Origin of the sequence: Sphaerotilus natans (genome assembly GCF_900156335.1) — a bacterium.
Lineage (GTDB): Bacteria > Pseudomonadota > Gammaproteobacteria > Burkholderiales > Burkholderiaceae_C > Sphaerotilus > Sphaerotilus natans.
Genome location: NZ_FTMZ01000013.1, coordinates 98,541 through 112,153, shown reverse-complemented (window position 1 = coordinate 112,153; position 13,613 = coordinate 98,541). Strand labels below are relative to the sequence as shown.

The window sequence follows — 13,613 nt, the reverse complement described above, 5'->3', positions numbered from 1 at the left end:
CGCCCCGTCGCTCCAGCCCGATCTGGAGGCCATGCTCGCCGCCGCCCGCCCGGGCGGCCAGCCCGAGGGCCCGACCCGCTGCGGCCTGATCGCCATCGTCGGCCGACCCAATGTCGGCAAGTCGACGCTGATGAACTCGCTGATCGGCCAGAAGGTCAGCATCACCTCGCGCAAGGCGCAGACGACGCGCCACCGCATCACCGGCATCGCCTCCGACGGCGACACGCAGTTCGTCTTCGTCGACACGCCCGGCTTCCAGACCCGCCACACCGTCAAGGGCACCGCGGCGCTGAACCGCAACCTGAACAAGACGGTGCAGTCGGTGCTGGGCGACGTGGACGTGGTGCTGTTCCTGGTCGATGCCGGCCGCTTCGGCCTGGACGACGCCAAGGTGCTGTCCATGATCCCGAAGGGCAAGCCGGTCTTCCTGATCGCCAACAAGCTCGACCTGATCCACCGCCGCGCCGACCTGCTGCCCTGGCTCAAGCAGATGCAGGAGCGCCATCCGTTCACCGAGTTCGTGCCGCTGCAGGCCACCAGGCAGGCCGACACCGAGCGGCTGCTGGGCATCATCCGCCCCTACCTGCCCGAGCAGCCCTGGTTCTACGACGCCGACGCGCTGACCGACCGCAGCGACAAGTTCCTCGCCGCCGAGCTGATCCGCGAGAAGCTCTTCCGCCTGACCGGCGACGAGCTGCCCTACACCTCGACCGTGCAGATCGACAAGTACGAGGAGGTCGAGGGCGGGCGCCTGAACCGCATCGCCGCGACCATCATCGTCGAGCGCGACGCGCACAAGGGCATGGTGATCGGCGAGAGCGGCGAGCGCCTCAAGCGCATCAGCACCGAGGCCCGCACCGAGATGGAGCGCCTGACCGGCAAGAAGGTCTTCCTGGAAGTCTGGGTGAAGGTGCGCTCCGGCTGGGCCGACGACGAGCACCGCCTGAAGAGCTACGGCTACGAGTGATCCGGTGGCCGTGAGCCGACGCGCCGCGCCGGCCGCGCTGGCCGCCTATGTGCTGCACCGCCATGACTGGAGCGAGTCCAGCCTGATCCTGGAGCTGTGGACGCGCGAGCGCGGCCGCATCGCCGCAGTCGCCAAGGGCGCCAAGCGGCCGCACTCGCAGCTGCGCAGCGTGCTGCTGCCCTTCCAGCGCCTGCAGATCGTGCTGGGCGGGCGCGCCGAGCGCCGCGACGAGGCCGCGCCGCCCGAGATCCACCTGCTGCGCAGCGCCGAATGGGCCGGCGCCCTGCCCGACGGCCGCGGCGTGGCGGCGATGCCCTCCGGCGCGGCGCTGCTGGCCGGATTCCATCTCAACGAGCTGCTGATGCGCGCGCTGCAGCGCCACGATCCGCATCCGCGCCTGTTCGACGCCTACGCGCTGACGCTGCCGGCGCTCGATCGCGACGACGAGGCCGCCACCGCCGCGGCCCTGCGCGCCTTCGAGCTGGTCCTGCTGCGCGAATCGGGCGTGCTGCCCGAACTGGGCCGGGTCACGCAGACGCAGCAGCCGGTCGAGCCCCGAGCCCGCCACGGCCTGCATGCCGAGCGGGGCGTGACGCCGATCGACGGTGCCGGCGGCCTGTCCGGCGCGACGCTGCATGCGCTGGAGGCAGCGCTGGCCGCCGGCGACCTGGCCGCCCTGCGCCAGGCCTGCCGCGGCGCGCTGCCGGCGCTGCGCACGCTGCTGCGCGGCCTGCTTCACTATCATCTGGACACCTCGATGCTGCGCACCCGCGCGCTGATGGTCGAGATCCAGAAGCTGACCGAACCTTCCACCCCACCATGAACCCTCTCGTCGCCCCCGAGGCCGGCCACCGTGGCAGCCGCACCGCGCTGTCGGTCAACCTGAACAAGGTCGCGCTGCTGCGCAACACCCGCCATCTCGGCATCCCGAGCGTCACGAAGGCGGCGCGCCTCGTGCTGGAGGCCGGCGCGCAGGGCCTCACCGTGCACCCGCGCCCGGACGAGCGCCACATCCGCGCCCAGGACGTGCGCGATCTGGCCGAGCTGCTGAAGGACTGGCCGCAGGTCGAATACAACATCGAGGGCAACCCCTTCCACAACCTGATGGACGTGATCCGCGAGATCCGCCCGCACCAGGCCACCTTCGTGCCCGACTCGGTCGGCCAGTTCACCTCCGACCACGGCTGGACCTTTCCCGCCGACCTCGAGCGGCTGGCGCCGGTGGTGGCCGAGACAAAGGCATTGGGCGTGCGCGTGAGCCTCTTCATGGACCCGATCCCCGAGATGATGCGCGCCGCGCGCGAGGTCGGCGCCGACCGGGTCGAGCTCTACACCGAGGCCTACGCCAGCGCCTGGGGCACGCCGCGCCAGGCTGCGGAACTGGCGCGCTACCGCGCCGCCGCCGAGGCCGCGCTGGCCGCCGGCCTGGAGATCAACGCCGGCCACGACCTGAACCGCGACAACCTCGCCGATTTCCTGCGCGAGGTGCCGGGCGTGCAGGAGGTGTCGATCGGCCACGCGCTGGTGGCCGACGCGCTGGAGCTGGGCTACACGGAAACCATCCGCGACTACCAGCGCTGCATCCAGCGCGCCTTCGCGCCGCGCTGAGCATGGTCCACGGCATCGGCACCGACATCTGCGACATCCGCCGCATCCGCGCGGCGCTGGAGCGCCACGGCGAGCGCTTCGCCGAGAAGGTGCTCGGCCCGAACGAGATGGCGGTCTTCCGCGCCCGCCGCGCGCAGGCCGAGGCCCGCGGCGTGGCCTACCTCGCCACCCGCTTCTCGGCCAAGGAAGCCTTCTCGAAGGCGATCGGCCTGGGCCTGCGCTCGCCGATGCGCTGGCGCGACTGCGAGACGCTCAACCGCCCCAGCGGCCAGCCCGAGATCCGCCTGCACGGCGCGCTGGCCGCCTGGTTCGACCAGCAGGGCCTGGTCGCCCATGTCAGCCTGACCGACGAGAGCGACTACGCCACCAGCTTCGTCGTCGTCGAGACCCGCCAACCCTGAGGCACGCCCCCATGCCCACCCGCAAGAGCAGCAAGAAGAAGTCCGACCTGCCCGCACCCGAGCCCATCGTCCCGGCGCACGCGCCGGTCGTGCTCGATGTCGCCGGCCTGACGCTGGACGACGACGACCGCCGCCGCCTGGCGCATCCGCTCACCGGCGGCCTGATCCTGTTCGGCCGCAACTGGAAGGACCGCGCACAGCTGACCCGGCTGGTGGCCGAGATCAAGTCGATCCGGCCCGACGTGGTGGTCTGCGTCGACCATGAGGGCGGCCGGGTGCAGCGCTTCCGCACCGACGGCTTCACCCACCTGCCGCCGATGCGCGCCTTCGGCGAGCGCTGGATGAACGACGCGGCCCAGGGCGAAGGCCACGGCGCCCTGACCGCCTGCGACATGGCCTGCGCCGCCGGCCGGGTGCTGGCGGCCGAGCTGCGCGCCTGCGGCGTCGACCTGAGCTTCACGCCGGTGCTCGACCTGGACCACGGCCGCAGCGGCGTCATCGGCAACCGCGCCTTCCACCGCGACCCGCGGGTGGCCGCGACGCTGGCGCGCAGCCTGATGCAGGGCCTGCTGCAGGCCGGCATGGCCAACTGCGGCAAGCATTTTCCCGGCCACGGCTGGGCCGAGGCCGACAGCCATGTCGCGGTGCCCACCGACGAGCGCACGCTCGAGACGATCCTGGCCGACGACGCCCGCCCCTACGAATGGCTCTCGACCTGCCTGACCAGCGTGATGCCCGCGCATGTGATCTATCCGCAGGTCGACGCGCGGCCGGCGGGCTACTCGCCGCGCTGGCTGAACGCGGTGCTGCGCGAGCAGCTCGGCTTCACCGGCGTGATCTTCAGCGACGACCTGAGCATGGAGGGCGCGCGCCGCGTGCCCGGCGTCAAGGACGGCGCGGTGCTGAGCTACACCGAGGCCGCGACGCTGGCGCTGGGCGCGGGCTGCGACATGGTGCTGCTGTGCAACCAGTCGCTCGACGGCGGCCGCGCGGTCGACGCGCTGCTCGACGGCCTGCAGGCGGCGCTGGAGCGCGGCGACTGGCACCAGAGCCCCGACAGCGAGGCGCGCCGCCTGGCGCTGCTGCCGCAGACCCCGCCGCTGACCTGGGACGAGCTGATGCACGACGCGCCCTACCGGCGCGCGCTGCAGCGGATCGAGCCGCTGCTCTGAACGCGACGGCCGGCCCGGCTCAGGCCGCGCGACGCAGCGCGGTGTAGGCCTCGCGCGCCAGCGCACCGCCCTGCTCGCGCGTCTGTGCGTGGGCGGCCCGCTCGGCCGCCAGTTCGGCATGCAGCGACTTCAGCGCCTGGTAGGCCTCGCGCGACAGCGCCGCCGACTGCCGGGCGGCCGTCTCGCCGGACTGCTGCAGCGCCTGCAGCCGACGCTCGTCAGCCTGGCGATCCGCCTGCACCGCCTCGAGCTGGCGCGAGAGCGCCTCGGCGCGCTGCTGCAGCGACTGGCGTTCGCTGGCCGATCGCGCCTGCTCCTCGCGCAGCGCCGCCACTGCGGCCTCCGACTGGCGCCGGGTCTCGGCCAGGCGGTGATTGAGCGCATCCAGTTCGGCGCGGCTGGCGGCCTGGGCACGCGTCAGCGCCGTCTGGCTCTCGCTCAGGGTCGCGGCCTGAGAGGCCCGCTCCCGGCTTTCCCGGGCCTCGACCTCGGACTGCAGCGCCGCCATCTGGCGGGCCGCCTCGCCCCGGCCCTGGCCCCGGCCGATCCAGAAACCGGCGGCAGCGGCCAGCAGGATGAACAACAGGCTTGTCACGAGCAGATCTCCTCTTTCTTCCTCATGGCTGGGCACTGTAGTGATGCCGCAGACAAGCGCCCACCCGCACAGACCCGGCCTCGCTCAGCCGCGCTGCTCCAGGCTGATACAGCCATGCAGCCGGGCCGGACACACGCCGCGCAGCGCGTTGCACAGCGCCAGCGCCTCGGCGCGCTCGAGATCGGCCGGGCGCAGCACGCGCTCCTGCAGCGCCCAGGCCGGATCGGCCATCAGCGCCGCGCGCATCACGCCGGGCAGCGCGCCGGCGGCCACCGGCGGCGTCCACCAGCGGCCGTCCAGGCGCAGCAGCAGCGTGCTGCGCGCACCCTCGGTCAGCTCGCCGCGCGGGTTGACGAAGATGCGGTCGAAGGCGCCCTGCGCCTCGGCCTCGCGGATCGCCGCGTCGTAGGTGGCGCGCAGCGAGGTCTTGTGCGCCAGCAGCGCCGCCTCGTCCGCCGGCAGCGCCGGGCCCGGCGGCAGCAGGCCCAGCGGCCCGTCGGGCAGCGACGCGAGCACGCCGTGACGGATCTGCCAGCCGCCGTCGCGCGCCAGGTCCAGCCGCAGCCGGTGGACGAGTTCGCCCGGCAGCGCCTGCGCCTGCGCGAGCACCGCCGCCCGCAGCGCCTCGCCGTCGAAGGCGAAGCCCAGCGCCGCCGCGCTGGCGCCCAGCCGCGCCAGATGCGCCGGCAGCCGCAGCGGCTGGCCGGCCTCGACGCGGATCGTCTCGAACAGCGTGAAGCCCGGATCGGGCCGGGTGGCGAAGCGCGACTTCAGCCGCCACTCGGCCGCCTCGTCCTCGGCCACCGAATCGAGCACGATGCCACCGCCCACGCCCAGCGTGACCGGCCGCAGGCCGCCTTGCCCCGGCACAGGACCAACCGGCGCGCCCAGCTCCAGCGTGCGGATTGCCACCGAGAGCGCGAAGTCGCCCAGCCGCCGGTCGCTGCCGGGCGCGGGCGCCTCCACCCAGCCGATCGCGCCGGTGTAGAGCCCGCGCGGCGAGGATTCGAGCGACTCGATCAGCTGCATCGTGCGGTGCTTCGGGGCGCCGGTGATCGAGCCGCAGGGAAAGAGCGCGCGCAGCACCGCCGGCAGATCGGCGCCCGGCGCGGGCTCGGCCTCGACGGTGGAGGTCATCTGGAAGACGGTGCGGTAGGGCTCGACCTGGAACAGCGCCGGCACCTTCACGCTGCCGGTGCGGGCGATGCGGCCGAGGTCGTTGCGCAGCAGGTCCACGATCATCAGGTTCTCGGCGCGGTTCTTGGTGTCGGCGCCCAGCCAGGCGGCGGCGGCGGCATCGGCCTGCGCGTCGTCGGGGCGGCGCGCGGCGGTGCCCTTCATCGGCCGCGCCTGCAGCCGTCCGCCCTCGTGGCGCACAAAAAGCTCCGGCGAGCACGACAGCACCCAGCGGTCGCCCGGCAGCGCCACCAGCGCGCCGAAGGGCACCGGCTGCAGCGCGCGCAGCCGCCGGTACAGCGCCAGCGGCGTGCCGAGCGCCTGGCCGCGCAGGCGCAGCGTGTGGTTGACCTGGTAAGTCTCGCCGGCGCGGATCAGCGCGTGGATGCGCGCGATCGCGGCGGCGTAGGTGGCGTCTTCGTCGTCGGGCTGCGGCGCCAGCACCGCCGCCGGCGCGGGCTCGGCGCGGCCCTCGGCCTGGGCCAGCCAGGCGGCCACGCCCTCGGCGTCGAGCCGCTGCAGGCGCGAGAACATCAGGAGCCGCAGCGCGCCCGGCGCCTGCTCGCTCCAGCCGCCGGGCGTTCCGGCACCGGCCAGCCGCACGCCCCATTCGTAGTCGGCCAGCAGCAGCGCGTGCGCCCCGGCGGCGATCTGCGCCTGCGCGCCGGCCCAGACCGCCTCCAGCGTGGCCGGATCGTCGCAGCGCCACTCGCCGAGCCAGCCGCTCAGCAGCCGGCTGCGCGGCGCCCCCGCAGGCGCGTCGGCCTCGTCGAGCAGCGCGAAGACGGCGGAATGATCGGAAGACGGGACAGGATCGGCAGGCAGGAACACGGTCGTGTACTGGAAATGGGACAGGTAGCAGGGCGGACAGGCGCAGCAGCTCGGACGCGCCCAGGACTCACGCATGCATCATGCCCGGCCAAGAAAAACGCCGCCGGGCGCAAGCCGGGCGGCGTCATGTCGGAGACGCCCTGCAGGCGCAGGGCATCACCCTCGGGCTCACGGCATCAGCCGCGCGCCGCCTGGGCCTCGACCTCGAAAGGCAGCTGCAGCGAGGCCAGATCGCGGCGGGTCTCGACCAGGATCAGCGGCCCCTCGTCGACCAGCACCACCGGACGCGGCTCGCGCGGCACATGGACCGGCTTGGGCTCGGCGGCGATCGCCTCCTGGACCGCGCGGACCTTGTCCGGGTCGGAGTTGATCCACTCCAGGCCGGCTTCGCGGGCCACCTCGGCCAGCGCGTCGATCTGCAGCACATAGGGCTGCGCGACCGCGACGGGCTCGACAACCGGCTCGGCGACCGGCGCGGCCACGGCGGCCGCCACCGGTTCGGCGGCCGGTGCCACGGCAGCGGCCGCCGCAGCGACCACCGGCTCGACAGCCGGCTCGGCCGGGGCCAGCGCGGCAGCGGCCGCCGGCTCGGCGTCCTGGCCTTCGGCCACGCTGTCGGACACGCCCTCGCCCGCCGCCTCGTCGCGGCGACCACCACGGCGGCGACGACGACGCCCTTCCTCGCGGGCGGCGCCATCCTCGCGGACCTCGTCGGCGGCCACCGGTGCGGGCTCGACCGGCTCGGACGCCTCGGTCGACGCGAGCTCGACGGCCTGGCCGTCCTCGGTCACCGCGCCCTCGGCACCGCGCTCGTCACGGTCGCGGCGATTGCGACCACCACGGCGGCGACGGCGGCCATCGCGCTCGGCGCTGGCGTCCTCGCCATCGAAGGCCTGGGGCTGGGTGTCGGCAAAGGCCGGCGCCTGCAGCGTGGCCTCGTCGGCCGGTGCCGTGACCTCGGGGGCCGGACGACGCTCGCGCTGCGGACGGTCGCCGCGCTCGCCGCGTTCGCCACGCGGCGGACGATCGCCACGCTGCTCGCCTCGATCGGCACGCTCGCCACGTTCACCGCGTTCGCCACGTTCGCCGTTGCGTCCCCCACGGCGCTCGCCGTTGCGGCCGCCGCGACGATCGCCGCGCTCGCCACGATCACCGCGCGGCTCGCCGGCCGGGGTGGCCGTGGGCTGAGCGGCGGCGGTATCGGCTTCGACCGGCTGCGCGGCCGCAGCCACCGGCTGGGCCGCAGCCTGCACCGGCGCGGGCGCCGGCGCGATGCCGAACAGGCGCTTCATCCAGCCGAAGAAGCCGGTGGCCGGCGCAGGTGCCGGGGCGACCGGAGCCGGGGCCGGAGCCGGAGCCGCCACCGGGGCCGGTGCGGCGGCGACCGGCGCAGCCGCGACCGGCTCGGGCTTCGGCGCGGCGACCGGCGCGGGCTGGTCAGGCAGCACGCCCTTGATGACCGGCTCCTGCTTGGCCTTGGCCTGCTGCTTCTCGCGGCGGGGCAGACCGACATCCTCCGGCGGCTCCTCGATCATCGAGTAGCTGGCCTTCAGGTTCTCCAGGCGCGCGTCGTCATGGCGCAGGCGCTCGAGCTTGTAGTTCGGCGTGTCGAGGTGCTTGTTGGGCACCAGCAGCACGGTGACGCGCTGCTTGAGCTCGATCTTGGTGATCTCGGTGCGCTTCTCGTTGAGCAGGAAGCTGGCGACCTCGACCGGGACCTGGACGTGCACCGCGGCCGTGCCCTCCTTCATCGACTCCTCCTGGATGATGCGCAGCGTCTGCAGCGCGGAGGACTCGGTGTCGCGGATGTGGCCGGTGCCGTTGCAGCGCGGGCAGGTGATGTGGCTGCCCTCGGAGAGCGCCGGGCGCAGGCGCTGGCGGCTCATCTCCAGCAGACCGAACTTCGAGATCGACGAGAACTGCACGCGGGCGCGGTCATGGCGCAGCGCGTCGCGCAGGCGCTGCTCGACCTCGCGGCGGTTCTTCGACTCCTCCATGTCGATGAAGTCGACCACCAGCAGGCCGCCCAGGTCGCGCAGACGCGCCTGGCGGGCGATCTCGTCGGCGGCTTCCAGGTTGGTGCGGGTGGCGGTCTCCTCGATGTCGCCGCCGCGGGTGGCGCGCGCCGAGTTGACGTCGATCGACACCAGCGCCTCGGTGTGGTCGATGACGATGGCGCCGCCCGAGGGCAGGTGCACCGTGCGGCTGAAGGCCGTCTCGATCTGGTGCTCGATCTGGAAGCGGCTGAACAGCGGCGCGTCATCGCGGTAGCGCTTCACGCGGCTGGCCGTCTCGGGCATGACGTGCAGCATGAACTGCCGCGCCTGCTCGTAGATGTCGTCGGTGTCGATCAGGATCTCGCCGATGTCGGCGGTGAAGTAGTCGCGGATCGCGCGGATCACCAGCGACGACTCCTGATAGATCAGGAAGGCGCCCTTGCCGCCCTTGGCCGCGTCGTCGATCGCCGACCACAGCTTGAGCATGTAGTTCAGGTCCCACTGCAGCTCGGGCGCGGTGCGGCCGATGCCGGCGGTGCGGGCGATCAGGCTCATGCCCTTGGGGTATTCGAGCTGCTCGAGGTTTTCCTTCAGCTCCTCGCGGTCCTCGCCCTCGATGCGGCGGCTCACGCCACCGCCGCGCGGGTTGTTGGGCATCAGCACCAGGTAGCGGCCAGCCAGGCTCACGAAGGTGGTCAGCGCTGCGCCCTTGTTGCCGCGCTCTTCCTTCTCGACCTGGACCAGCAGCTCCTGGCCTTCCTTGATCACGTCCTGGATGCGCGCCGAGCGGACCTCGACGCCGTCCTTGAAGTACTGGCGCGAGATTTCCTTGAACGGCAGAAAGCCGTGGCGGTCTTCGCCGTAGTCGACGAAGCAGGCCTCCAGCGAGGGCTCGACACGGGTGACGACGGCCTTGTAGATGTTGCCCTTGCGCTGCTCGCGCCCTTCGATCTCGGTCTCGAAGTCGATCAGCTTCTGGCCATCAACGATCGCCAGGCGCCGCTCTTCCGGCTGCGTGGCATTGATCAGCATGCGTTTCACGTTTTCTCCTCATGCTCGCTTCATCATCAAGAGATGCGCGAGGCCGCACGGAAGGAGCCGGGAAGGAATCGCCCTGGACTGCGCGGCAGGCACCGGTCTCGCGACGGGTGGATCAGCTGCGCGGCGTTGGCGCGTGCGTGGACAGGAGGGATGCCGGGTCGGATCGCAGCAGGCCGGCCGCGTGATGCCGGACGGACCGGCAGGGCACGGGTCCGCCATCCGACGCATCCGCGACAGCGGACGGCTCCGGCCGGGGGCGCTGGGCGCCGGCGGTCGGGTCGGGAAACGGCAAAAGGCACTTCTGCTTCATGCGACGGCGGCGTCCGTTCGTCGGACGCAGGCCACAGCAGCGACAGGCCGGAGGACGCGTCGTCATGCGAGATTTCTCACGACCCGCGCCGGCCATCGCTGCTGCAGCCGGAAAAACCTTGTGTCAGGGCTCTTTCAGCGTGGTCTCTGGCGCCCGTCCTGACAGCCCGCGCACTCACCTTGGGAATGCGCACCACCGACAGAACGCGCGCTGCATCAGCGTTGCAGTCGCACCGGGCATGCAGCATGCCGCGAGACGACCGCGACCACCTTGCGCCGGAGGCTGCTTCTCAGTGCCCGCTAAACTCAGGCAAATCAAACACTTACAGCGCCAACGTGGTCCAACGCATTATAGGGGCAAAGCCCGGCCGGCCCGATTCTGGAAAAGACCCCCGAAAGGAGCCGGCCCGGCCCTTGACTGGAACCGCCTCCAGCCCGAGCACCGCCCTGGTGCGCCACCTCGTCGTCGACGAGGGCAGCGCCGGCCAGCGGCTCGACAACTTCCTGCTGCGCGAGCTCAAGGGCGCGCCCAAGACGCTCGTCTACCGCATCATCCGCAGCGGCGAGGTGCGCATCAACAAGGGCCGCGCCAGCGCGGAGTCGCGGCTGCAGATCGGCGACCAGGTGCGGGTGCCGCCGCTGCGCCTGAACGAGCCTGACGCGCAGGCCACTGCGGCGGTGCCCGCGCGCGAGTTCCCGGTGCTGTTCGAGGACGAGCACGTGCTGGTGGTCGACAAGCCGGCGGGCGTGGCGGTGCACGGCGGCTCGGGCGTGAGCTTCGGCGTCATCGAGCAGCTGCGCCGCGCGCGGCCCGAGGCCAAGTTCCTCGAGCTGGTGCACCGACTCGACAAGGAGACCTCCGGCCTGCTGCTGATCGCCAAGAAGCGCAGCGCGCTGACCGCGCTGCAGGACCAGTTCCGCCAGCGCGAGACCGGCAAGACCTACTCGGCGCTGGTGAGCGGCACCTGGCCGGCGGCGCGCAAGGTGATCGATGTCGCGCTGCACAAGTTCCTGGACACTGCCGGCGAGCGCCGGGTGCGCGCGGTCGGCGCCGACCATCCCGACGGGCGGCGCTCGATCTCGCTGGTGCGCATCGTCAAGGCCTGGGCCGGCTACACGCTGCTGGACGTGACGATCAAGACCGGCCGCACGCACCAGATCCGCGTGCACCTGCAGAACGAGGGCCACCCGATCGTCGGCGACGACAAGTACGGCGACTTCGCGCTGAACAAGGCGCTGGCGCGCGGCGAGGCGGTGCCAGGCCTGCGCTTCGAGCGCATGTTCCTGCACGCGCGCCGGCTGGCCTTCGACCACCCGGCCAGCGGCGAGCGCATCGAGCTGGCCGCACCGCTGCCTCCGGACTGTGTCACGCTGCTGAACCGGCTGCCGCCGCTGCCCGCCGCGGCTCCCTCCACCGACACCCCCGCCACGCCATGAGCTCCTCTGCCCTGCGCCCCCGCCGCTACGACCTGATCGTCTTCGACTGGGACGGCACGCTGTTCGACTCCACCGCGCTGATCGTGCGCGCGATCCAGGCCGCCTGCCGGGACCTGGACGCGCCGGTGCCCAGCGACGAGGCCGCCGCCCACGTCATCGGCCTGGGTCTGCAGGACGCGCTGCAGCGTGCGGTGCCGGACCTGCCGATCGACCTGTACCCGGAGCTCGGCCGGCGCTACCGCCAGCACTATTTCGCCAGCCACGACCAGGTCACGCTGTTCGCGGGCGTGCCGGAGCTGCTGGCCGGCCTGCGCGAGCGCAACCACTGGCTGGCGGTGGCCACCGGCAAGAGCCGCCACGGCCTGGACGAGGCGCTGCGCATCAGCGCGCTGGGCGGCCTCTTCGACGCCACCCGCACCGCCGACGAGACCCGCTCCAAGCCACACCCCCAGATGCTGCAGGAGCTGATGCGCGAGTTCGGCGTCGACCCGGAACGCACGCTGATGATCGGCGACACCACGCACGACCTGCAGCTCGCCGCCAACGCCGGCACCGATGCGGTGGCGGTGGCCTACGGCGCGCATCCGCCCGAGCAGCTCGGCGATCTGCGGCCGCTGACGATCGCCCACTCGGTGCGCGAGCTGCACGACTGGCTGGCCAGCCATGGCTGAGGCGATCGCTCCCCTGCCGCTGTGCGCCTCCGACGCGCTGCTCGAGCGCGGCCTGGCCCATGTCTTCGATCTGCGGGAATACGGCCGGCCGGCACGCGGCTTCGTGCTGCGCATCGACGGCCAGCCGGTGGCCTACCTGAATCAGTGCGCGCATGTGCCGGCCGAGATGGACTGGCAGCCCGGCCATTTCCTCGATGACGAGGGCCGCTGGATCCTGTGCTCGATCCATGGCGCGGCCTACGAGCCGGCCAGCGGCGTGTGCGTGGGCGGGCCCTGCCGGGGCCGCCGCCTCAAGGCCATCCGCGTCGAGGAGCGCGACGGTCAGGTGTATTGGTATCCTTCGGACACACTGACGCCCGCCTGTCCATGAGCCCGCAAGACGACGCCTCCGCCCCCGCGCCCGCCCCGAACGCTGCCCCCCGCCCCGACCCGGTCGCGCAGGTGGCCGACACACCTGCCGCACCGCCGCCGATGCCGATCGGGCGCGGCAGCTTCGACCATGTGATGGAGCAGTTCGCGCGCGACTATGTGCGCGACCGCCGCAGCAGCCGGCGCTGGAACCTGTTCTTCCGCTTCGGCTGGCTGGCGCTGGGCGTCTTCGCCGCCTGGACCATTCACCAGGACACCGCCACCAGCAGCGCGCCGTCCGGCCCGCACAGCGCGCTGGTGGAGCTGCGCGGCGAGATCGCCGCCGGGGGCGAAGCCAGCGCCGAGGTGCTGCTGTCCGGCCTGAAGAGCGCCTTCGAGGACGCCGGCGCGCAGGGCGTCATCATCCGCATCAACTCGCCCGGCGGCAGCCCGGTGCAGGCCGGCATCGTCTACGACGAGGTCAAGCGCCTGAAGGCGCTGCACAACAAGAAGGTCTATGCGGTGGTCGAGGAGAGCGCCGCCTCCGGCGCCTACTACATCGCGGTCGCGGCCGACGAGATCTATGTCGACAAGGCCTCGATCGTCGGCTCGATCGGCGTGCTGATGGACGGCTTCGGCTTCGACAAGGTGCTGGAGAAGGTCGGCGTCGAGCGCCGGCTGCTGACCGCCGGCGAGAACAAGGGCATGCTCGACCCCTACTCGCCGCTGAGCGAGAAGCAGCGCGGCTATGCGCAGGCCATGCTCGACCAGATCCACCGCCAGTTCATCGACACAGTGCGCGAGGGCCGCGGCGAGCGCCTGAAGGAAACGCCCGAGACCTTCTCCGGCCTGTTCTGGAACGGCGAGGAGGCGGTGAAGATGGGCCTGGCCGACGGCCTGGGCAATCTCGACCATGTGGCCCGCGATGTCATCAAGGCCGAGGAAATCATCGACTACACGCCCAAGGAGAACGTCGCCGAGCGGCTGGCCAAGCGCTTCGGTGCGGCCATCGGCGAGGGCGCGGTGCGCGCCCTGGGCCGGCTGCCGGCCGTGCACTGAG

The 13,613-nt window shown here is 72.5% G+C and carries 12 protein-coding genes; 9 read left to right on the top strand and 3 right to left on the bottom strand.

The features are described from left to right. The first annotated feature begins 31 nt into the window (after positions 1-31). The 5 genes from era to nagZ are packed head-to-tail and all read left to right on the top strand — an operon-like array spanning position 32 to position 4,148. Positions 32-967, top strand: coding sequence for a GTPase Era (gene era / locus BW996_RS12800; RefSeq protein ID WP_037481783.1), 936 nt, complete (start codon positions 32-34; stop codon positions 965-967). 10 nt (positions 968-977) lie between these two features. After that, positions 978-1,790, top strand: coding sequence for a DNA repair protein RecO (gene recO, locus BW996_RS12795; RefSeq protein WP_037481785.1), 813 nt, complete (start codon positions 978-980; stop codon positions 1,788-1,790). Next, positions 1,787-2,575: a pyridoxine 5'-phosphate synthase gene (locus tag BW996_RS12790; protein WP_051631915.1), complete on the top strand. Its 789-nt coding sequence runs from the start codon at positions 1,787-1,789 to the stop codon at positions 2,573-2,575. Before recO ends, BW996_RS12790 begins: the two co-directional genes overlap by 4 nt. A 2-nt stretch (positions 2,576-2,577) precedes the next feature. After that, a complete protein-coding gene (gene acpS / locus BW996_RS12785; protein WP_037481773.1) occupies positions 2,578-2,976 on the top strand; it encodes a holo-ACP synthase in 399 nt (132 codons plus the stop codon). Between the two features lie 11 nt (positions 2,977-2,987). Next, positions 2,988-4,148, top strand: coding sequence for a beta-N-acetylhexosaminidase (gene nagZ, locus BW996_RS12780; RefSeq protein ID WP_081838104.1), 1,161 nt, complete (start codon positions 2,988-2,990; stop codon positions 4,146-4,148). 19 nt (positions 4,149-4,167) lie between these two features. On the opposite strand, the gene BW996_RS12775 is transcribed toward nagZ, so the two are convergent. The 3 genes from BW996_RS12775 to BW996_RS12765 form a co-directional block, all read right to left on the bottom strand. Next, positions 4,168-4,743: a hypothetical protein gene (locus BW996_RS12775; protein ID WP_139330872.1), complete on the bottom strand. Its 576-nt coding sequence runs from the start codon at positions 4,741-4,743 to the stop codon at positions 4,168-4,170. Between the two features lie 84 nt (positions 4,744-4,827). Then, on the bottom strand, positions 4,828-6,750 hold the full coding sequence (locus tag BW996_RS12770) for a chorismate-binding protein (protein ID WP_245801915.1): 1,923 nt from the start codon (positions 6,748-6,750) through the stop codon (positions 4,828-4,830). Between the two features lie 176 nt (positions 6,751-6,926). After that, complete coding sequence (locus BW996_RS12765; RefSeq protein WP_037480187.1) at positions 6,927-9,788, bottom strand: Rne/Rng family ribonuclease; 2,862 nt, start codon at positions 9,786-9,788, stop codon at positions 6,927-6,929. A gap of 759 nt (positions 9,789-10,547) precedes the next feature. Here BW996_RS12765 and BW996_RS12760 point away from each other — a divergent pair. The 4 genes from BW996_RS12760 to BW996_RS12745 are packed head-to-tail and all read left to right on the top strand — an operon-like array spanning position 10,548 to position 13,612. Further along, positions 10,548-11,534, top strand: a complete 987-nt coding sequence (locus BW996_RS12760; protein ID WP_037480188.1) for an RluA family pseudouridine synthase — start codon at positions 10,548-10,550, stop codon at positions 11,532-11,534. Then, a complete protein-coding gene (locus BW996_RS12755; RefSeq protein WP_037480190.1) occupies positions 11,531-12,205 on the top strand; it encodes an HAD family hydrolase in 675 nt (224 codons plus the stop codon). The genes BW996_RS12760 and BW996_RS12755 overlap by 4 nt, the downstream gene beginning before the upstream one ends. Beyond that, positions 12,198-12,575 (top strand): Rieske (2Fe-2S) protein, encoded by a 378-nt coding sequence (locus BW996_RS12750; protein ID WP_037480192.1) that lies wholly within the window; start codon positions 12,198-12,200, stop codon positions 12,573-12,575. Before BW996_RS12755 ends, BW996_RS12750 begins: the two co-directional genes overlap by 8 nt. After that, positions 12,572-13,612: a S49 family peptidase gene (locus BW996_RS12745; RefSeq protein ID WP_037480193.1), complete on the top strand. Its 1,041-nt coding sequence runs from the start codon at positions 12,572-12,574 to the stop codon at positions 13,610-13,612. Before BW996_RS12750 ends, BW996_RS12745 begins: the two co-directional genes overlap by 4 nt. Position 13,613: the final 1 nt, after the last annotated feature.

What these genes read in the sequence shown, in the direction of transcription:
- BW996_RS12790 (WP_051631915.1), top strand. Translation starts at nt 1,787, where the DNA reads ATGAACCCTCTCGTCGCCCCCGAGGCCGGCCACCGTGGCAGCCGCACC.
- BW996_RS12745 (WP_037480193.1), top strand. Translation starts at nt 12,572, where the DNA reads ATGAGCCCGCAAGACGACGCCTCCGCCCCCGCGCCCGCCCCGAACGCT.
- BW996_RS12750 (WP_037480192.1), top strand. Translation starts at nt 12,198, where the DNA reads ATGGCTGAGGCGATCGCTCCCCTGCCGCTGTGCGCCTCCGACGCGCTG.
- nagZ (WP_081838104.1), top strand. Translation starts at nt 2,988, where the DNA reads ATGCCCACCCGCAAGAGCAGCAAGAAGAAGTCCGACCTGCCCGCACCC.
- era (WP_037481783.1), top strand. Translation starts at nt 32, where the DNA reads ATGCTCGCCGCCGCCCGCCCGGGCGGCCAGCCCGAGGGCCCGACCCGC.
- acpS (WP_037481773.1), top strand. Translation starts at nt 2,578, where the DNA reads ATGGTCCACGGCATCGGCACCGACATCTGCGACATCCGCCGCATCCGC.
- BW996_RS12755 (WP_037480190.1), top strand. Translation starts at nt 11,531, where the DNA reads ATGAGCTCCTCTGCCCTGCGCCCCCGCCGCTACGACCTGATCGTCTTC.